This window comes from Ruminococcus gauvreauii (genome assembly GCF_025151995.1).
Taxonomy (GTDB): Bacteria; Bacillota; Clostridia; order Lachnospirales; family Lachnospiraceae; genus Ruminococcus_G; species Ruminococcus_G gauvreauii.
In genome coordinates this window covers 2916213-2935854 of the sequence record NZ_CP102290.1, presented here as the reverse complement: position 1 = coordinate 2935854, position 19642 = coordinate 2916213, and the positions used below count along the sequence as shown (strand labels likewise).

General features: G+C 49.6%; 17 protein-coding genes. 3 read left to right on the top strand and 14 right to left on the bottom strand.

Annotated elements, in window-relative coordinates:
* Nucleotides 1-23: 23 nt before the first annotated feature.
* The 9 genes from NQ502_RS13960 to NQ502_RS13925 all read right to left on the bottom strand — a co-directional run bounded on the left by NQ502_RS13960 (nt 24) and on the right by NQ502_RS13925 (nt 9906).
* Nucleotides 24-260, bottom strand: coding sequence for a NifU family protein (locus tag NQ502_RS13960; protein WP_169579923.1), 237 nt, complete (start codon nt 258-260; stop codon nt 24-26).
* Between the two features lie 36 nt (nt 261-296).
* A complete protein-coding gene (locus tag NQ502_RS13955; RefSeq protein ID WP_044983287.1) occupies nt 297-1745 on the bottom strand; it encodes a 4-hydroxyphenylacetate 3-hydroxylase family protein in 1449 nt (482 codons plus the stop codon).
* 118 nt (nt 1746-1863) lie between these two features.
* Nucleotides 1864-2589: an AraC family transcriptional regulator gene (locus NQ502_RS13950; protein ID WP_187374520.1), complete on the bottom strand. Its 726-nt coding sequence runs from the start codon at nt 2587-2589 to the stop codon at nt 1864-1866.
* 26 nt (nt 2590-2615) lie between these two features.
* Nucleotides 2616-3413 (bottom strand): glycyl-radical enzyme activating protein, encoded by a 798-nt coding sequence (locus NQ502_RS13945; RefSeq protein ID WP_028528795.1) that lies wholly within the window; start codon nt 3411-3413, stop codon nt 2616-2618.
* A complete protein-coding gene (locus tag NQ502_RS13940; RefSeq protein ID WP_327240947.1) occupies nt 3413-5449 on the bottom strand; it encodes a glycyl radical protein in 2037 nt (678 codons plus the stop codon). The genes NQ502_RS13945 and NQ502_RS13940 overlap by 1 nt, the downstream gene beginning before the upstream one ends.
* Nucleotides 5416-5802, bottom strand: a complete 387-nt coding sequence (locus NQ502_RS19430; protein WP_327240945.1) for a pyruvate formate lyase family protein — start codon at nt 5800-5802, stop codon at nt 5416-5418. The genes NQ502_RS13940 and NQ502_RS19430 overlap by 34 nt, the downstream gene beginning before the upstream one ends.
* Nucleotides 5803-5911: 109 nt before the next feature.
* Nucleotides 5912-7135: an NAD/NADP-dependent octopine/nopaline dehydrogenase family protein gene (locus tag NQ502_RS13935; RefSeq protein WP_028528794.1), complete on the bottom strand. Its 1224-nt coding sequence runs from the start codon at nt 7133-7135 to the stop codon at nt 5912-5914.
* 438 nt (nt 7136-7573) lie between these two features.
* Nucleotides 7574-8410 (bottom strand): 3-hydroxyacyl-CoA dehydrogenase family protein, encoded by an 837-nt coding sequence (locus NQ502_RS13930; RefSeq protein ID WP_028528793.1) that lies wholly within the window; start codon nt 8408-8410, stop codon nt 7574-7576.
* A gap of 137 nt (nt 8411-8547) precedes the next feature.
* Nucleotides 8548-9906, bottom strand: coding sequence for an MATE family efflux transporter (locus NQ502_RS13925; RefSeq protein WP_044983285.1), 1359 nt, complete (start codon nt 9904-9906; stop codon nt 8548-8550).
* 348 nt (nt 9907-10254) lie between these two features.
* Here NQ502_RS13925 and NQ502_RS13920 point away from each other — a divergent pair, with 348 nt between their 5' ends.
* The 3 genes from NQ502_RS13920 (at nt 10255) to NQ502_RS13910 (ending at nt 14599) form a co-directional block, all read left to right on the top strand.
* The gene (locus NQ502_RS13920) at nt 10255-12648 is read left to right on the top strand and encodes a glycyl radical protein (RefSeq protein ID WP_028528791.1); all 2394 of its coding nucleotides are present in this window, start codon (nt 10255-10257) and stop codon (nt 12646-12648) included.
* A gap of 183 nt (nt 12649-12831) precedes the next feature.
* On the top strand, nt 12832-14010 hold the full coding sequence (locus NQ502_RS13915; RefSeq protein ID WP_028528790.1) for an iron-containing alcohol dehydrogenase: 1179 nt from the start codon (nt 12832-12834) through the stop codon (nt 14008-14010).
* A gap of 4 nt (nt 14011-14014) precedes the next feature.
* Nucleotides 14015-14599: an XRE family transcriptional regulator gene (locus NQ502_RS13910; protein ID WP_028528789.1), complete on the top strand. Its 585-nt coding sequence runs from the start codon at nt 14015-14017 to the stop codon at nt 14597-14599.
* Nucleotides 14600-14659: 60 nt separating this feature from the next.
* Here NQ502_RS13910 and NQ502_RS13905 read toward each other — a convergent pair whose 3' ends face one another.
* From NQ502_RS13905 to NQ502_RS13885, 5 genes are all read right to left on the bottom strand, one after another.
* Nucleotides 14660-15241, bottom strand: coding sequence for a helix-turn-helix domain-containing protein (locus NQ502_RS13905; protein WP_028528788.1), 582 nt, complete (start codon nt 15239-15241; stop codon nt 14660-14662).
* A gap of 131 nt (nt 15242-15372) precedes the next feature.
* Complete coding sequence (locus NQ502_RS13900) at nt 15373-16275, bottom strand: cupin domain-containing protein (protein WP_044983284.1); 903 nt, start codon at nt 16273-16275, stop codon at nt 15373-15375.
* Between the two features lie 21 nt (nt 16276-16296).
* Entirely contained in the window at nt 16297-17205 is a 909-nt protein-coding gene (locus NQ502_RS13895; protein WP_044983283.1) for a DMT family transporter, read from the bottom strand.
* Nucleotides 17192-18619, bottom strand: coding sequence for a trimethylamine methyltransferase family protein (locus tag NQ502_RS13890; protein ID WP_028528787.1), 1428 nt, complete (start codon nt 18617-18619; stop codon nt 17192-17194). Before NQ502_RS13890 ends, NQ502_RS13895 begins: the two co-directional genes overlap by 14 nt.
* 103 nt (nt 18620-18722) lie before the next feature.
* Nucleotides 18723-19640 (bottom strand): glycyl-radical enzyme activating protein, encoded by a 918-nt coding sequence (locus tag NQ502_RS13885; protein WP_044983282.1) that lies wholly within the window; start codon nt 19638-19640, stop codon nt 18723-18725.
* Nucleotides 19641-19642: the final 2 nt, after the last annotated feature.

Genomic DNA, 19642 nt, shown 5'->3' with positions numbered 1-19642 from the left:
ATCAGTGTCCTCCTTATACTCCTTCAGTTCTTCAGCAGCTTTTTAGCAAATGACAGCAGATCATCGCTCACTGATGTGTCAAGAATCACGTCTTCCACAGACGGATACTCTTTTATAATCGCTGTCTTTATCGATTCCTTTACGGTCAGCTGCGCGGACGGACATCCGCTGCAGGCGCCAAGCAGCCTTACAATTACTTTGTTCTCTTCTACACCCTGAACTTTTATTACAGATCCGGCACATAATGATTGTTTGTCCAATAAACTTTGGATCTCCCGAATCATCCCATTCATCCTTCAGTCCTCAATCTTGGCAAGCTTTTTCGCAAGCTCTTTCTTTCTCTCGATATTTCCCTGTCTCGAAATCATAATCCGCTGTGCCTGCGGTGATCCAGCCCCGTGCATGGACTCTGTCCTGTATCCGACCGCCGCAGTCCCAAGCGTAATATTTTCTATGAGCCGCAGAACACGCATACGGTTTTCCGTTGGGATTTTCGCGTCACCTTTAAAATATTTTTCTATGTACGGACCAATCTTTTCGTTTCTGAAGTCCTGTTCAGAGGGCAGAGTTACCATCAGTCCTCCCGCTATGTCTTCCGCCAGGCGGGCAATCTCATAGGGAAGTCTTGTAATGTTCTGTTTACAGACATTTGCAAGCAGTGCGTTAACATAGTAATTTCCTGACTGTGTCCGCGCTCCTTCCGCCGAGCAGGCAATCCCGCATGCATAGAGTGTTTCGTTCAGGTGTGTCATCTCGATCAATTTGTCTTTGATATGCGATACCTTCGGAACTCCGTTATAGTCAGCCGCAAGTGCAGCCGCTCCTATCAACACGTCACCCACTCCCACCTTACATCCGCCGTAACTCTGCCTGTGATAGGAGGCAAAGCGCTCTACCAGCATTCCGGAAAATTCCGTTTCTCCGTTCATGAAGATCCTCTCATTCGGAACAAACACATTGTCAAAAATGATCAGAGCCTCATGCCCGCCATACTGACTGTTGCCAAGATCAATATCCGCGCCTTCCTCCATTTTTCTCGTATCGCATGACTGGCGTCCGTAGATCATGAAAACCCCTTCGGCGTCCACGGGTACCGCGAATGAAACCGCATAGTCTTTTTCTTCCGGCTTCATAGCCACGGTAGGCATGACCAGGATTTCATGTGAATTCACGATGCCTGTCTGATGTGCCTTGGCGCCTCTTACCACAATCCCATCCGCTCTTCTCTCGACCACTCTCAGATACAGATCCGGATCTTCCTGTGCGGACGGGGACAGTCCTCTGTTCCCCTTCGGATCCGTCATGGCGCCGTCGACCGTCCAGTCATTGTCCTGAACCGCTTTCCAGAAATTCACGAAATTTTCAAAATAGTGTGTACCCAGTTTCCGGTCAATCTCATAGGTGGTGCTGTACACTGCATTTCCGGCATCCATTCCTACACAACGCTGAAAACACGCGGCTGTTTTTTGTCCAAGCATCCTCTGCATCTTAACCTTTTTTACCAGATCCTCCGTGCTTTGGTGGATATGTGTGAAACGATTGATCTTACGCCCTGTCAGATTTGAGGTAGCGGTCATCAGGTCTTCATATTCGGGGTCACCGGCCAGCTCGTATGTCGCCGCCACAGAATTCATGGACGGTCTGATCACCGGATGATCAGCCGCAGACTCGATTCTTTCCCCGAACATGTAGACCACCATATTTAATTTTCTCAGACTCTCCACATACTCTTGTTTTGTCATCATAATCCTTTTTTCCTTTCTCCAACAAATAATCCGTGTAATCATTATATTATCTGCCGATTCGGAACATATTGCAGAAAGTCAGAAAAATAACACCGCTGACCGTGCGAAAGAATTCCTCTTATAAGGCTTTGGTCATCCTCTCTCCCCTGTTGAAAATCGTTTTTCTGTACATCTCCGGAGATACGCCGGTAATGCTCCGAAAAGCCCTGGTGAAAGATGAATTGCTGCTGTAGCCGATCATAACCGCAATCTCGGTCATGCCAAACTCCGTTTTTTCCAGTATTTCCTTCGCTTTGTCGATTCTGGTTCTGCGCAGATAGTAGCCAGGTGACACTCCGGTCTTCTGCTTGAACCAGTCATTATAGTATTTCACGTTATAGTTTTCGATACAGGCAAGCTGTTCCATGGTAATGTGGGCATCATAATGATTGCTGATATACCAGATGGACGGCGGCATGCACTCCTCCATCAGCTTACTGTAAAAATAGCGGTACAGGTGTTTCACCGATTCACTTTCCGGCTGTTCCCTCAGTTCCGCCTGAATCAGCTGAATCAGCTGAAGAATCTGTCCCTTCATGGATAACACGAAAGGCTCCGCGAGAAAATACCGGTGCCTTGTGATCTCCTGTCCATCCAGATTCAGCGCCAGCAATTCACCTTTGAAATCACATGTGTGCTCCATTCCCTCCGGAATAAAGCAGAGCTCCCTGGAACTCACCTGGCATTCCGTTTCTCCCGCCACCAGACGCAAACTGGCTTTTAAGGGAATCAGTACCTGCGGATATTCATGGACATGCCGTCCGTGACACTCCTGGAAATGATTAATTTGGATATCCTGTTTCATGCATATCACCCCTTACATTCATGAAGCTAAATTACCCGTTTTACATACAGACTCAGAATTTCTCTGCAGCGATCCAGTTCTTCCGGTGATGGCGGCTGAAGATCCGGCAGCAGGTACGGCCGTCCCAGTTTCCGATAAGTACCCGCGCCCAGACTATGACAGGGTAAAAGTTCGACAGCGTCCAGGTGTTTCAGCCGGCCGGCAAAAGCACCTGTTCTGTGGAGATTTTCCTCCGAATCATTGATTCCCGGTATCACGGGAACCCGTATGACCAATCGAAATCCTGCATTCGTCTCATTTGTCCGCTTCAGATTTTCCAGGATTTTTTTATTATCCACTCCACAGTATTTTTTGTGTTCCTCCGGGTTCATGATCTTCAGATCCACGTATGCTGCAGATACATGATGCAGCATCGAGTCAATGTCCCCCCAGTCTCCGTAAAAGGTCGTCTCAACCACAGTATCGATTCCTTCTCTTTCGGTCTGCTGCAGCAGGCATCTGGAAAAGTACGGCTGCGACAGAGGCTCTCCCCCCGAGAGCGTCATGCCGCCTCCTGAATGGAAGTAAAAGGAACTGTCCTTGCGCACCTCCTTCAGTACCTCCTCCACAGTCATCCGCCTGCCATATATCTTTCTCCTGGTTTCTTCTTCTTTCGTTCCCTCAATCTGCATATTCTGACTCTCCGGCGCGCTGCACCACCAGCAGCGAAGAGGACAGCCTTTCAGAAATACTACGGTGCGGAAACCATCACCGTCAAAGAAAGAACTTCTCTCAATCCTGAGTACTGTCCCTTCCGTTTCCTTTCCTTCATAAGTTTCAGGCATCAGCGACATCCACACCCCCAGTTATCAATCTCTGTCCTGCCGATGATCTCATCCTGTACCTCCTTTCCCAGCTCTACGAAAAATGCAGTATATCCGGCTACACGGATCAGCAGATCCCTGTGTTCTTCCGGATGAGCCTGCGCATCCAGCAGGGTCTCCTTATCCACTACATTGAACTGAGAATGGTAGATATCCAGCGTGCACTGGGTTTTCAGCATATTCATCAGGTTTCTGATACCTTCCTCACCCTTCAGAATCGCCGGTTCCAGCTTCATATTCAGCTGCGTCCCCTGTGTGAACCGTGCGTGCGGAATGTGGCTGACAGACTTCAGAAGTGCCGTGGGCCCATTTACGTCGGTACCGCCCGTAGCTCCGATTCCATCTGTCAAAGGTGTCCACGCATAGCGCCCTGACGGAAGGGCTCCTACCCATGCGCCAATCGGTGTATTGCCTGAGACAGGAAGCATTCCCGTAGTCATCTTTCCGAATTTAGTATCATACGTTTCAAACCGGTCCGTTATGTAAGTGAAGATCTCTCCCACACAGAAATCCGCTTTTTCATCGTCATTTCCATATTTCGGGGCATCCATACACATCTGATGGATATCCTCATAGCCTTCAAAATTCGCCTCAAGCGCCCTCAGCAGCTCATCCATCGCAAGCTTTTTCTCATCAAAAATCAGATATTTCACAGCAGCCACGGAATTGATAATATCCGCCTGCCCTACCGTGATGACGCCTCCGCCGCAGTTATATTTGGCGCCTCCCATGCTGTAATCCTTCATCGTCTCCACACAATTCGGATAACCCAGGGACAGTGCCGGAACCGGACGGTAGTTCATGCTCAGATAATCCAGAAGCTGATTTCCCGCCACGATCACATCGACAAAATAATCGATCTGGGCTTTTACCGCATTCAGGAAATCATCAAAAGTTCTAAAATCTCTGGGATCGCCGGTCTGAATCGATACCTGTTTGCCTGTCCTTCGGCTGACACCATTGTTGAGCACCATTTCAATGATACCGCCCATATTCACATCTGCCATATCCGTATACTGTTTCATTCTTCCGGAAAGGTTCGTCTCCACACAGCCGCACGGATTCCAGTCCCACGCCTCGCTTAAAGGCACCCCTTTATTTAACATCATCCGAATCCCGGCATCGTCATGATAGACAGCGGGCATGGACAGCCCCATCCGGATTCCCTCTGCCCCTTTGCGCAGGAATGAATCCGGGTTCTTTGCGATATTATACCGTATGGACATGTTTGGCTCTTTGAAGCGGACATCCATGGTTGCCTGAATCACCATATAAGACAGCGGATTCACGGCATCATTTCCGTATTGGTCAACCCCTCCTGCCGTTACCTGAACGGTGATGCAGTAACCCGCCGCAAACTGCGCCGTCACTTCATCCTGGAACAGAGACAGCTCAGCGATTTTGATCCACATACAGTCCAGAAGCTCCTGCGCACCATCCGGGTCAATGCGGCCGTCCTTCAGATCCGCTTCATAATAGGGCAGCAGGTACTGGTCGATACGCCCCAGATTATAAGACGAAGCATTCTGCTCCATATAGATGGCATATTCATAGGTGAGCATAGACTGTACAGCCTCATAGAATGTGCGTGCCGGATGCTCAGGCACTCTGCGGTTCACCTCCGCTATTTTAAGAAGTTCTGCTTTTCTCACCTCGTCCTTACATTCCCCCGCCATCTGCTCAGCCAGATCCGCGTGGCGGTTCGCCAGTGCAATGATCCCTTCTGCGGCAGTGATCTCAGCTTTCAGGAAATAAATTTTTTCCAGATCGCCCACACGAGATTCTGTAAGCTGCGCAAGCTTTTCCTCAGCTTCTCTCTTGAAGCCGCCCACACCTTTTGAGAGCAGTTCGGTCCAGCCGGGAGTCGTCTCACCATACCCGCGAACCGCCTTCCGGTCAATATAGATCATCCCGCTGTCTCTTAAGTCCCTGAGCTTCTCCGGCATCATAGCCTGCCAGCGGTCTAAAAGACATTTGTTCTTCCAATAATCAGACACTTTTCTTTGAAAATCCTCTTGCCTTCTTCGTCCAGATAAAAAGGATCGAATTTACGGGTGCTGATGGTATCAAGCTCCCGGTCCAGAATGGAACAGGAACTGTCTGCACAGAGGATACCGGCACGCGGTTTGAATGCAGCGCCGCCTACCAGCAGCTCATGGTCCAGTATATAGATATTCTTTTTCAGGCACTGATTCCTGAATCCCGCCGCCTTCTGCATGATCCAGGGCTGGCCTTCCGTCTCTTTAAACCCTTCGGTGAGATATTTTGCATTATAGACATCCATATCCACCCGTGTGTCCAGATATTGTTTCCTCAACGCCTCAATACGATTTATATATGCTTTCGCCATATCTTTTTTCTCCTTACATTTCACGTTACGATCCTGAATCGTTACAAATTTACAAAGAAGGGCATGTTTCGTTTGTCAGAAACATACCCTTTCTTGTCACGCGCTCAACTTACTTTTCCGTATAAACCCCTTCATTCAGATAGAGATGAAGCTGTTCATCATCCATATGATCGATGTCCAGATACTCCAGAGTATATTTGCTTCCCGCAATCAGGTCTCTCTTTATCATCACATTTGCCAGGTAAATCATGCTGTCAACCGTCGGTGTCGGAACATGATACTTCCTGCCCAGCTGCTGAATCAGATAGCATCCTACCGGAACGTCTTCTGTGATGTAACGATTCTCCAGATCAAACGGTCCGTCACCGTAGAAGTTCTCGTATTTCTCCTCAAACGGGACTGCAAAGTCCGGTCCCATGTACTCTTTGCCATACATGGTGGTACGTGAAAAGAAGTCCTCGTAGTTCACAGTGCAGATATCCACATTCATAGCCTTCGCCAGCGCCTTTTCTTCCTCCCAGAAGACTGCCTGTACTTCTGCGATTGCTGGACACAGTGCAAATCCATACAGAGAATAGTTCTTCATATCCTGCCCCAACACCGTATCAAAATTCTGCATGACCGCAGCACCCAGAATCGTTCCCGGAACGTGGATCACCGGATTAACATTGGAGAGATTAATGTCTATCACGGTGGTTCCTTTCACGAATCCATCCCCGGTGCGGATCGCATCCATCGCCGGTATGTACTGTGCGGATTCGATAAACGCATCGGTATCCGAGTGGGGCAGAGCTGCACCGCGGATGGTGGTGATGCGGTCCTCGACCTTGCATTCATTGGTCAGAACCCCGCCGCGTTTTATGATACGCACACCATAAGGGGCGGTATACCAGGCACCCACAATAATATTTTTCGTACAATTCATTTCACGCATCAGTTTGCGGAAGATGAAGGTACCGCAGTTATCCGGAAAGATATGGATTACCTGACCATCTTCAAGCAGCGGGATCAACTCACGGAAAATATTTTCATGAGCCATTGCCACTGTGGCAACAACGATAATACCTGCTCCTTTTACAGCTGCCGCCATATCGTCGGTAGCCAGTTCCACATGTCCGACACCGTACCTCTCAAAACCGTAGTAGCTGAACTGATGGCCGCCCAGTTTTATGCCGGTCTTTTCAATATTGCGAAAGTTAATCTTCGCAAAAGCCGGCTGATCCCAGATGCGGACTTTCTTTCCTGCCAGTGCGCAGTCGCCCGCCATGGTTTTGCCAACACCTCCGCCTCCGAGAATGGCAATTGGCATGTCTTTTAGATAACTCATATCCATTGTTTTATACCTCCTATGACACATATCAACAAGTTCTGGAGGACCTGATTCAGAGCTCTGTTTGGAATTCTTTGACTTTGTTTCAACGACTTTTGTACATTGACTTATTTTCATTGACTCCAAGTCATCCATTAATTGTATTATATTCCCAGTTTTTTTATTTGTAAAGTGTTTTTTTGTGCAAAAATAACCAAAAAAAAGCCAGAACAACCGTGCAGTATTTCCATGCCCGATTGTTCCGGCTTTTAAATTATTTATAAAAGATTCTCTTTTCCTGTCAGAGCAGGCAAGAACCTGCAATTTTTACTGCTGAATTGTACGAATGATGCAGGTCCTTGCCATAGAGGAAGTAAAATAGACTCACTAACAATAGAAATATGGTAAGTTGGTCAAAGCAGCAAAAAGCAAATATTGTATGTCAAAGCGCCATACGGCCATTTATACGTAACTGTAAAAACCGCTGCCGCTTTTCCTTCCCAGCTGACCTGCGCGCACCATTTTTTTCAGCAGCGGATGCGGCCGATATTTGGGGTCGCCCGTTTCATTTAAAAGTACTTCCATAATCGCCAGTACAACATCCAGCCCTATCAGGTCACCCAGCTCCAATGGTCCCATCGGAAGATTTGCCCCCGCTTTCATAGCCGTATCAATCTCTTTTACAGAAGACACTCCTTCCGCATAGAGCAAAATCCCTTCGTTTATCATGGGAATCAAAATCCGGTTTACCACAAAACCCGCAGATTCTTCCACCTGAACCGGTACTTTTTTGATGCTCTCGGCAATCTCTTTCACCCGTACAGTTAAAGATTTCGGCGTATTCATCGCCTCCACCACTTCGACCAGTTTCATCACCTCAGCGGGATTAAAAAAATGCATGCCGATAACCGGGCGGCCCAGCCCCTGTCCCATCTCTGTAATTGACAAAGCGGAGGTGTTTGTTGCGAATATGCAGTCTTCGGGACAGATCTTTTCCAATTCCCTGAACAGATTTTTTTTAGTCTCCATATCCTCCCGAACACTCTCAATCACAAGATCTGCCCGCTCGCATATTTCATTTGTTCCGGTTTTGATTTTTCCCAGAATCTCTTCTGCCTTCTCTTTTGTAATTTTTCCTTTACCCACGCGTTTTTCCAATGCCTGTGCAATTTTTTCTTTTCCGCTCCTTGCACTCTCTTCTTTTCTGCTGCATAAGCACACTTCGTAACCTTCAGCCTGAGCGAACGCAAGTACAATTCCCCGCCCCATTGTTCCAGTTCCAATTACTCCTACAATCATTCCTGCACCTCTCACTTATCAAATTAGTAGTTACAAATAAGATTTATCTCCATTATATTATCCGCCGGTTCATGCCATATGGCAGAAAGTCAGAAAAATGACACCGCTGTCCGGGCTATTTGAGTGCTGTTTTGCTCCTACAATTTTTTACTGTCCAGCAGGGCAGACGTCTTCCATCTGCCGAAACGATAGTAGAGCAGCATGGACAGACTGGAACAAATCCATGTAATCGGGAACACGAGTATGATCTTGTCAATGGTATCAAAGTATTTCAGCAAAAGATGGAGAACAATCAGCCTCACACCGCACATGTTGATCATCAGAATGACCATGGGAGGCGTACTGTGTCCGGATCCGCGGATGGCACCTGCAGTCACTTCCACGATTCCATACAGGAAGTACAGTCCGAACGTCGTGCAGCCGATTTTTGCGCTAAGCCTGATGATCTCCGGATCGTTGGAGAACAGACGAAATACCTGCTCCGGAAAGACCAAAATGGCGGTACTGATCGCGATCGTAATCCCGATCACCATGAAAATGGCCGTCCGTGTCCCTTTTTTCGTCCGTTCCATGTTCCCTGCCCCGAGGTTCTGTCCCACGAACGTAGTGTTGGCCTGGCCGATCGCCCACTGGGGCAGATACAGAAATCCTTCCGCTTTGGTGTAGGATGCATAGGCTGCCATGGAATTCACCCCCAGAATATTGATCTGGGTCTGTACCATCAGATTCGCAAATGTGATCATCATAGACCGGATCGCTTCCGGAATACCGATCTTAAAGATTGCTTTTGACATACCCGGTTTGATAGTCACCCTGCGCAGTTCCAGCCTGTAGTCCTTCGGCAGTCTGCAGACACAGCGAATGGTCAGCACCGCAGCCATGCTCTGCGAAAATATCGTTGCCAGGCCCGCCCCTGCAATCCCCATGTCAAATACACAGATAAAAAGAGCATCTGCCGCTACGTTTACAATTCCTCCCAGCAGCTGACAGAGCATAGGCGTCCTTGAATTGCCCAGAGCCCTTAAGACACCTGCGCTCATATTGTAGGCAACTATGGACAGAATGCTCAGCAGGTAGATTCTCAGATACGTAGCCGCAGGCACCCGGATATCCACTGGGATCTTAAGCAGAGAGAGCAAGTAAGGGCAGAGTATCCATCCCACTGCGGTAATAATTAAAGAGAGAAGCAGGGTCAGCCCGGCCGCCGTATGCACCGTTTCTTTGATCCTGTCTTTCTTCCCGGCGCCATAGAACTGGGCTGTCAGGACGCCGACACCCATTCCCATTCCATTGAAAAACCCGATAATGCAGTTGACGATCAACGTGGTAGATCCGATGGCCGCCGCCGCGGACTTCCCCAGAAAATTGCCTACAAAAATAAGATCCACAGTATTATATAACTGTTGGATCAAACTGCTTCCCAGCAAAGGCAGGGCAAATAAAAACAAACCTTTTGCAACCGCCCCTTCGGTCAGACTGCTCTTTCTTTCCGCCATATCTTTTATACTCCTGTTTTTCTACCGAATAATCTACCGACCCAACAGGAAATTTTTCTTATAATTAATTTATTTTCCTATGAGTCAACTATGTCTGTCAGGACACTGTAACTGTCTCGTCAGTCCACCCGTCATGCCCTCGTAAACGCGCGTAATTCCTTATATTTACTGAATTTTTCATATTTTTCCTTCAATCCTTTTCCAAAATTTCAAGTCTGAAAAACCCAAATTCATTGCATTTGCGCCAACATTATTGTATAATAAAATTATATTTTAGGCAACTTATTTTTGCATATTGTGAAACTTATACCGTTTTACAGTTTGAACACTTTTAGCAGGAGGTGCCCCATGGAAAAAGCTTATCTTTCAAGAATTGAATCTTTAAGAAAACAGTATCTTGACACACGGGTAGACATGGATGTCTACAACGCAAAATACCTCACCGAGGGTTTTAAGGAGAGTGAGGGTGAACCCTGGATCATTCAGAAGGCGATCGGGTTCCGGCATCAGTGCCTGAAAAAGAACATATTCATTCAGGACAATGAACTGCTGGTAGGCGGCGCCGCATTCAAGCCGCGTGCCGGTATCCTCTGTGCAGACAGCTCCTGTTCCATCCTGGACCGGGAGCTTGATACCATCAGCACCCGGAAATTCGATCCGTTCTTCTTAAGCGAAGATGGAAAAAAAGTCTTCACAGAAGAGGTTTCCGAGTATTGGAAAAACAAGTGTCTCCTGGACCGCTGGCACAAGCTCGCTCCTGAGGATATGTGTACCCTGCGGGATAACGGCATGATCTATATTGACCGAAAGGCGGTTCGCGGCTACGGTGAGACGACCCCCGACTGGCCTATGATACTCGCCAAGGGCGTGGGCGGTATCAGAAAAGAGGCGGAGGAAGCCCTGTCACGGCTGGATGACTCCCGTGCGGGGGACCTGGAGAAGATATTCTTCTACAAGTCGGAAATCATTGCGGCTGACGCGGTCATCGCACTGGCAAACCGCCACGCGGACCTGGCAGAACAGATGGCTGCAGAGTGCAAGGATGAGAAGCGTAAGGCTGAACTCCTGAAGATCGCCGAAGTAAATCGCCGCGTACCGGAACATCCGGCCCGCACTCTGTACGAGGCGCTTCAGTCGATGCTGTCCTACGAGTATGCCATCTATATGGAACAGAATGCTTCTTCCTACAATCTGGGACGGATTGATCAGTATATGTGGCCTTACTATAAGGCAGATCTGGACGCAGGCCGGATCACACCCGATGAAGCCCAGGAGCTCCTGGACTGTATGTGGATCAAGATCGCTGAGCTGTCTCTGTTCCAGGACGAAGTGACTGCACAGTTTGCGGCTGGCTACTGTATCACCGTACAGGTATGCGTCGGCGGAATCGATCAGTATGGCAATGATGCCACCAATGACCTGTCCTACATGGCGATCCAGGCCACCCAGGATGTCCGTTTCAAGGAGCCGAATCTGTCCATTCGCTACAACATCGCCAAGAACCCTGATTCTTTGCTGAGAAAAGGATGTGAAGCGATCCGCGAGGGCCTGTCCATGCCTGCCATCTATCATGACGATGCCGGAATCCGGATGGTGCTGAACAAGGGTGTGCCGCTGTCCGAGGCATGGGATTGGAATCCCTGCGGCTGCGTGGAGACCAACCTGTGCGGCCGCATGAAACAATACACCGATATGGCGGATGTGAATATGGGCGGTATCGTTGAAATGGCGCTGAACAACGGTGTATCGCGCATCACCGGCAAACAGTGTTCTGTGCAGACCGGAGACCCCCGGAATTTTAAAACTTTCGAGGAATTTTATGACGCCGTCAAGACTCATATCCGTTACTTTGTGGATGTTGTCGTATCCGGCAATCAGCTCCTGGATTACCTGAGCATGAACTATCGCACCGTCCCCGTCCTGTCACTGGGATATCACGACTGCATGCGCCAGGGCATTGATTATTCCGGCGGCGGCGCAAAATACAACTGCGGCGGCGGCGTCATCACGGTGGGCCAGGCAGACATTATCAATTCCATTGCAGCCGTCAAATATCTGGTGTATGACGAGAAAAAACTCACCATGGATGAACTTCTGAAGGCCCTCGACGCCAATTTTGAGGGTTATGAAGATATCCATCAGATGTGCATGGATGCCCCCAAGTACGGAAATGACGACGAGCGTGCAGACTTCTGCGTAGGCGAACTCTTTACTTACGTGACCGATACTTTCGAGACATATAATACGAAATTCGGCAAGATGACGACCGGCATGCTCCCCGTATCCGGAAACACTCCGATCGGTGCATGGGTCGGAGCACTGCCTTCCGGTCATTACGCAGGCGCACCTCTGACGGACGGAATCGGAGCCACAGGAGGAACGGATGTGAACGGTCCTACGGCACTCCTGAAGTCTGTCAGCCATATTCCGCACGCCCGCTTCACACAGGGGACGCAGCTGAACATGAAGATCGAACCGGCGATCCTGCAGGGAGAATCCGGGCTGCGCAATATGATGAATATGTTAAAGACCCAGTGTACGCTGGATATCTATCATTCCCAGTTCAACGTCGTGGACAGGGAAACACTGATTGACGCTCAGGCGCATCCGGAAGAACATCGCGACCTTCTGATCCGTGTTGCAGGTTACACCGCGTTCTTTGTCGAGCTCGGCAAAGAGGTACAGGATGAAATCATCGGGCGTACCGAGATTTCTTCCTTTGGCGGCTGCGGTTGCAGATGATCATTCACCGTGGGTTCGAAGACGGAATAGCAGGAGTGAAATCTACAAATTTTCATATTAGAAAATTTTCCTATATATTTTAGGATTTTACTTGTAAAACCGAGATTTTATGATATAATATAAGAAAAATATTCCTTTTAGGAAACTTCAACAAGAAAACTATATGAATGGGAGGAAACACAAATGGACAATTTTACTTTCTACAGCCCGACCTGGTTCCAGTTCGGAAAAGATGCTGAGTCACTGACCGGAGCATGTGTAAAGAAGTTCGGAGGTACAAAAGCGCTTCTGCACTATGGCGGCGGTTCCGTCGTACGTTCCGGACTGCTGGACAGAGTAAAAAAATCTCTGGACGCAGAGGGAATCTCATATGTTGAGCTGGGCGGCGCGAAACCAAACCCTTTAAGCGGTAAAGTTTACGAGGGCATCGAGCTGGCACGTAAGGAAAAAGTGGATTTCGTAATCGGCATAGGCGGCGGCAGCGCAATCGACTCTTCCAAAGCCATCGCATTCGGTACTCTTTATGACGGCGATTTCTGGGATTTCTATGACGGAACACAGGGGCAGGTTCAGGAATCTCTGCCGATCGGTGTCGTCCTGACGCTGGCAGCGACCGGAAGCGAAGCTTCCACGGACGCTGTCATCACAAACGAAAACGGTATGTACAAGCGCTGTGCGGACGGCGATGTGCTTCGCCCGAAATTCGCCATCATGAACCCGGAACTGACCTGTACGCTTCCGCCGTATCAGACCGCCAGCGGTGCATTTGATATCTTCTCCCACTGTATGGAACGTTACTTCAGCCATACACCGGAGGTTGAGTTTACCGACCGGCTGCTCGAATCCTGTATGCTGACCGTACTGAAGGAAGCAAAACGGGCAATGCTGGACCCGGGCAATTACGATGCACGCGCTAACCTGATGTGGTGCGGTACGATTGCTCACAACAATGTGACCGGAGTTGGCCGTGCTCAGGACTGGGGAACCCATCATATGGAGAATGAGCTGTCCACCCACTATGGCTGCTCACACGGAGCCGGTCTTGCAATTCTGACTCCATCCTGGATGAAATACGCACTGAAGACACAGGGAACTGAGCGTTTCGTGATGTTCGCAACCCGTATCTTCGGCTGTCAGATGGATTATGAACATCCGGAAGCAACAGCGCTGGAAGGTATCGAGCGTCTGCAGGTGTTCATTAAGGATGTGCTGAAACTGCCTACCACGATCAGTGAGATCGGCGGTAAAATGGAAGATGTTCCGGAACTTGCAAGAAGTATGTTCCACGGCGCTCCAAACCACGGAAATTTCGTGAAGCTGACTCCGGAAATCACAGAAGAGATCTATCGCGCTGCAATGTGATTAGATGGAAGATAAGCAGAAAAATCTCGGCACCCGCCTCAAATTCTGGCGTCAGAGCAGGGGGTTAAAGCTAAAAGATCTGGCTGCCCGTACAGGTCTGTCCATCGGCTTCCTGAGCAAGATTGAAAACGGTACGGGCAACCCTTCCGTAGATAACATCCAGAAAATCTGTTATGTGCTGGAAGTGACACCGAACGATCTGCTGACGCCGAAAAGCAGCGAGGAGCTGCTAATCAATGTTTACAAAAACAGTTCCTACGTCCTCAAAAGCACAGAGAGGTGCCTGCTCTATGATTTTTCCGGAAGCGTGCGCCTGGAATCCATCTTTGAAGGGAATCCCAATTTCAAAGTGAATGCCATGACACTGACGGGAGGCGCACAGGAACAGTACAGCGCCATGTACAGTTATGATGAGCTGGGAATCGTGGCAAGCGGCTCCATGTCCGTGACTTTCGAGGATGAAACGGAATATCTTCTGAATCCGGGGGATGCACTCATGCTCCGCGCCAATCAGCATCATACGGTGGCCTGCGTTTCCGAAAAGGACTGTGTCAGCTACTGGGTGGAAATCGTCAATCACAATAACTGAAAAGATCAAAAAGGACGTCTGAAGCCGGTTCATTGCCGGCGGTCAGACGTCCTTTAAACATTATTCTTTATTCTTAAACTCCAGCCAGTAGCTGATACAGGTATCATCCGTAGCACTGGACAGCGAATGTGTGGTCTGCGCGCGAATCAGGATCATGTCACCCTCCTGAAGGATAATTTCTTCGCTGTCGTTCAGAATGGTCTGAAGCGTACCTTTTGCAACAATGCCGATTTCGTCATGACTGTGAGCGGAACGAAAGCAGTTGCTGGTGTCCCCCTCCAGCGTTAATACATTCAGCGAGAAATGAGGATCTCCCTCAAAAAGGCTTTCAAATCGAACAAGGCCGGAAAAATCATAGAGCAGACAACGGTCAGACTGGCGAACGACGTAGGAGGAGTCCTTGTTGATATTGTTGAGATATTCATCCTCCGTTTTGGTGATCATCAGATCATTGACGGTGATTCCCAGCGCATAACATATTTTCTGGACATTATTAATGGAAGGATTTCCAAAGCCGTTCTCGATCTTACTCAGAAAGCCAACAGAGAGTCCTGTTTCTTCCGATAGTTCTTTTAACGTCATTTTTTTTGATTTCCGGTAAGATTTCAAACGGATACCGCGGCTGATTGGATCTGGGTTCATTCACACTACCTTTCCTTATCTTCTCATTTTTCCATAATCTATTATAACATTTCAAGGTAATATGTCAATATAGAGTGCAGAAAGCAGCTGCGGGAGAATACCCACAGCTGCTTTCAGAATGTTCCATCCGGTCAGACTTTGCTCAGCATCAGATTGGTGCGGTCAGCCGGAGCGACAATCGGAACATCCGCGATCTCTTCTCTGTTGTAGGAAGAACCCGCCACTTCCAGATTGCAGGCATACAGCGCCAGCAGCGTATCATTTCCGTCATTCACCATGCCGTGCATACAATTCTTCGGTGCATAAAAAAGTGAGCCCGGAGTCACCTGGAAGATTTCACTTCCTCCATACATCGTCCCATGGCCGGAAAGTATGTAGAATATTTCAGGCTGCTCATGGAAATGCGGCGTATAACGGCAGTTCGGTTTGGTAATGCATCGTCCCCACCAAAACTCTTTACACCCTTTTCCCTCGTCAAACGTAGACGTGAAGAACTGGCTGCGGGACCCCTGCGCGGCTTCCACCATGATGTACGGATCTGCATCGCCGGCTGCCGCCCACCTGGAACCGCCGGCCCCGCTTGGATTCATCAGATCCGTGGGGCAGTTCGGCTGATAGTAAGCCCGCGCCACCTCTTCTGCGACCGGTTCAGACTGGATATTTTCGCCGATCTCATTGTCTGTTGCAAAGCAGTAAAGAAAACGGACGCCTCTGTTGCCGGATGCTTCATATGCATGCGGTACCCCGATCGAAAAATAATTGGAAGCCTCTGCCTCCAGCTGAAAGCGCTGGCGGCCCAGACGCGCCCAGACTTCGCCCTCCAGAATATAATTGCAGTGTGCGAGGTTGTGCCGGTGAAGCGGAATATCACGCCCGGCCTCCAGTTCTGCCACGCCGAAATAGAACTCTGTCTTCCCCGCCGTTCTTTCACAGAGGAGTTCTTTGATCCTGAGACCGTCACCAACCTCCTTCCACTCCACATCATCCACATGTGTTACAAATGCCTTTTTATCAAGGCCGCCCAATTTACCCATATGGCTTTACCATCCTTTCTGTCATTTAAAAAGCGATTCGCCGTTTCCTGTTCTTTCACACGGCATAAATTTTCTGTACAGCCCTTCTCCCCAGACAGCGCCGCCCACGATCAATGCCGCTCCGAGAATCTGCACCGGCGTCATCGTTTCTTTCAGTATGACTGCCGCTAAAACAGCTGCCGAAGCAGGCTCCAGATAGCCGCAGAGCGATACGGTCTGGGCGGGAAGTCTCCCGATGGTGGAAAAAAAGAGCAGATTACTGAGTGCCGTGCTGACGATCCCCACCCACAGGATTGGAATCCAGTCTCCCATCTGAATCTGAAAATGGAATCCCCCGCGGACAGCAAAAAATAACAGTACGGCAATGGGCGCCACAACCAGCTGAAGCGCCGCATTGTCTATTCCCTTCGTCTCCCGGGAAAGTTTGTTGAAGATCACCATCGCCGCATTCATCACCATCGCACAAAGCGCCAGAAGCAGCCCTCTCACGCTCAGCCCATGGCTCACCGCCTGCCCGCTGATCAGAAATACCCCCGTCACCGCAAGCGCCAGTGCCAGAAGTTTCCGAAGCGTCAGCCGCTCCCGAAAGATCAGAGGCGACAGCACCACTACGATGATCGGCGCACAGAAATTGATGATGGTCGCCACACTGACACCGATCAGGGTAAATGCCTCATACAGGAGAAGCCAGTTCACCGCCATGGAGGTTCCTGACAGCGTGATAAAGAACACGTCGCGTTTATTTCTGTATTCGCTGATCCTGTGCCCTGTTCCGAAAAACAGAACTGCCACGAAAACACCTCCGATGACAGAGCGAAGCAGGACGATCTCGTAACTGTTCAGGTCAATAAAGCTTGCCACTACCCCCTGAGTACTTCCCATGAGAATTCCGACGATATAAAAAGCCAGACTGTTTTTATGCTTCTTCATCAAACAGAAGTTCCTCCGGCACATATCTCATGAGTACCTCCTTCTGTTCCGCTGTGATCTCCGGCCGCTGATACTCTTCCAGACGCCTGGTCCACATTTCCTTCGTTACGTCCGTGATCATCTTCCTGCCGCTCTCTTCCCAGGTACCGTGGGATACGTGGTTGGCAATGCTGGTCATCAGATAGTCTTCCCGGTAACAGCACAGACTGTCTTCCATATTATCATCAGACAGCGTCAGGAACTGACCGCCCGGCCCCGCTTCCAAGAAACAGTCGTAGAGAAGCGTCTCCTCACTGACCTCAAACCCACGGTTGACACGCTGCGCCATCCTCAGGACCTCTTCGTCGTAAATAAATTTATCGAAGCTGACCGAACTGTCTGACTCCAGGCTTCCGCAGGAATGTACCATCAGGTCTGCACCGCTTTGAATAGTCGCATACATGGTGGCATAGGATTCGATCCCCGCCTGCATGTCTACCTGCTTGGCGTCACAGGAGGAACCGCCGGTGCGAACCGGAAGGTTATAGTAACTTCCCATGGCTTTTGCCGCCGAGAAGATCAATACCTGCTCTGCACTTCCTATGGAAGGCGTACCGTAACGCAGATCACATCCGTGGCTCTGAATGCCATACATGACAGGGGTGCCCGGACGGATCATCTGAGCAGCAACTACGCCGGACAGCGTCTCCACATTGTTGGACAGCAGAAGGGAAGCAATGGATCCCGGCACTGTCATGCCGCTCATACTGGAAGGCGTGATAAAGACAGCCTGTCCGGCTTCGGCGTATTCGATCAGAGCTTCACACATCGCTGTGGAAAAATGGCTCGGTGAAGCCACACTGATCAGGCTGTTCAGCACCGGTTTGTCGTGAATCCCATAGAACTCCTGTGTCATCGAGATGGCATTTCTCGCACTCTGCCTGCCATCCACCATACCGATGGCAGGCTTTGCATCCATCATCAGGACTGTTGCCATCGCCCAGTCGGATGCATACGCTTCCGGAACGAAAGAGAAATCCAGCATATTGGGATTGGAGACGTCGAGCACCTTACTGGATGCATTCAGTTTGGCAAAGTCTGTGTATCGTTTTCGGTCAATCTTATGGTAATAGCCGTCTTCCAGCAGATAGATCGGGCCATAGGAGGGCGCGCAGATCGTCCGGCCGCCTCCCACCGTCAGGCTGGAACTTCTTCCGTGCCATTCAAATGCAGACGGGCAAGTCTTCAGCGCCTTCTGAACATCTGCTTCCGTCATGTAGACGATCTGCCCGTCGGTCCGGAAACCGTGGCTTTGAAACAGTTCCACCAGCTCCTCACAGGCAAACACAACCCCGTTCTCCGCCAGCATTTTCATGGAATATTCGTGAATCAGATCCAGTTCCTCCAGGTCTGCAAAATCATATTTTAATCTCATATTACCTTCTCCAGCCTCCAATCATTGATTTTATTTGTAACAGTTCAGGACGGCGCATCTTTTTGCACCTGTTTTCCCGCCGTCCTGAACTGTTACTTTCATTTTATACCTTCACCGCAAAGGGAAGTGATGTCCGGTCGATCATGCGGAGCTTTTTTTCCGCCGCCTCCGAGGACATGGGTTCCAGTTCCTGTAAACCGTAAGGGCGGCCCAGGTACTCATAGGTGGAGCTTCCCAGCCGGTGATACGGGAGAAACTCCAGCTCCCGGCAGGAAGGAAGTTTCCTGCAGAATTCCACCGTGCATCGAATATTCTCTTCGGTATCACTGATTTCCGGAATCAGAGGGACACGGACACACATCGGCTTATCGGGAAATTCTTCCGAAGCCCGCCGGATATTCTCAAGGATGGTTTCATTTCCCACCCCTGTCCAATTCTTATGTATTTCACTGTCCATCACCTTGACATCCACATGGACGCTGTCCAGATACTCGAATACCGTGCGTACATTGTCATAAGATCCGAACATGTCGAGCTCCGCCGTGGTATCGATACACTCTTCTCTGCAATTTCGAAGGATTTCAGCCGCAAACTCCGCCTGCATTAGCACATCTCCCCCGCTCAGTGTCACGCCGCCTCCCGAAAAGAAGTAAAACAGAGTTTCCTTCCGGATCTCCTCCATGACTTCCTGTACCGTCATGCTCTTTCCATACACACCCGTGGCCTCCGTCAGGCAGACCCCGGCGCAGCGGAAACACTGGATGCACCTGCCCCTGTCCCTGACCACGGCGCGCCGGTCCTCAGATACGGATAAGGCGTGCTGCGGACAGTTTGTGATACAGCGGCCGCAATGGATACATTTCGCCTGCTTGTAGTACAGCTCGGGTTTCACACTCTGTGATTCCGGTGTCGAGCACCACTGACAGCGCAGGGGACAGCCTTTCAGGAATACGACTGTCCGCAGACCGCTGCCGTCATTGGGCGATATTTTTTCGATTCTTAATACCGTTCCCTGGTTCATCT

What these genes read in the sequence shown, in the direction of transcription:
- NQ502_RS13905 (WP_028528788.1), bottom strand. Translation starts at nt 15,241, where the DNA reads ATGAACCCAGATCCAATCAGCCGCGGTATCCGTTTGAAATCTTACCGG.
- NQ502_RS13955 (WP_044983287.1), bottom strand. Translation starts at nt 1,745, where the DNA reads ATGATGACAAAACAAGAGTATGTGGAGAGTCTGAGAAAATTAAATATG.
- NQ502_RS13895 (WP_044983283.1), bottom strand. Translation starts at nt 17,205, where the DNA reads ATGAAGAAGCATAAAAACAGTCTGGCTTTTTATATCGTCGGAATTCTC.
- NQ502_RS13920 (WP_028528791.1), top strand. Translation starts at nt 10,255, where the DNA reads ATGGAAAAAGCTTATCTTTCAAGAATTGAATCTTTAAGAAAACAGTAT.
- NQ502_RS19430 (WP_327240945.1), bottom strand. Translation starts at nt 5,802, where the DNA reads ATGGCGAAAGCATATATAAATCGTATTGAGGCGTTGAGGAAACAATAT.
- NQ502_RS13900 (WP_044983284.1), bottom strand. Translation starts at nt 16,275, where the DNA reads ATGGGTAAATTGGGCGGCCTTGATAAAAAGGCATTTGTAACACATGTG.
- NQ502_RS13885 (WP_044983282.1), bottom strand. Translation starts at nt 19,640, where the DNA reads ATGAACCAGGGAACGGTATTAAGAATCGAAAAAATATCGCCCAATGAC.
- NQ502_RS13890 (WP_028528787.1), bottom strand. Translation starts at nt 18,619, where the DNA reads ATGAGATTAAAATATGATTTTGCAGACCTGGAGGAACTGGATCTGATT.
- NQ502_RS13930 (WP_028528793.1), bottom strand. Translation starts at nt 8,410, where the DNA reads ATGATTGTAGGAGTAATTGGAACTGGAACAATGGGGCGGGGAATTGTA.
- NQ502_RS13935 (WP_028528794.1), bottom strand. Translation starts at nt 7,135, where the DNA reads ATGGATATGAGTTATCTAAAAGACATGCCAATTGCCATTCTCGGAGGC.
- NQ502_RS13915 (WP_028528790.1), top strand. Translation starts at nt 12,832, where the DNA reads ATGGACAATTTTACTTTCTACAGCCCGACCTGGTTCCAGTTCGGAAAA.
- NQ502_RS13950 (WP_187374520.1), bottom strand. Translation starts at nt 2,589, where the DNA reads ATGAAACAGGATATCCAAATTAATCATTTCCAGGAGTGTCACGGACGG.
- NQ502_RS13925 (WP_044983285.1), bottom strand. Translation starts at nt 9,906, where the DNA reads ATGGCGGAAAGAAAGAGCAGTCTGACCGAAGGGGCGGTTGCAAAAGGT.
- NQ502_RS13910 (WP_028528789.1), top strand. Translation starts at nt 14,015, where the DNA reads ATGGAAGATAAGCAGAAAAATCTCGGCACCCGCCTCAAATTCTGGCGT.
- NQ502_RS13945 (WP_028528795.1), bottom strand. Translation starts at nt 3,413, where the DNA reads ATGCCTGAAACTTATGAAGGAAAGGAAACGGAAGGGACAGTACTCAGG.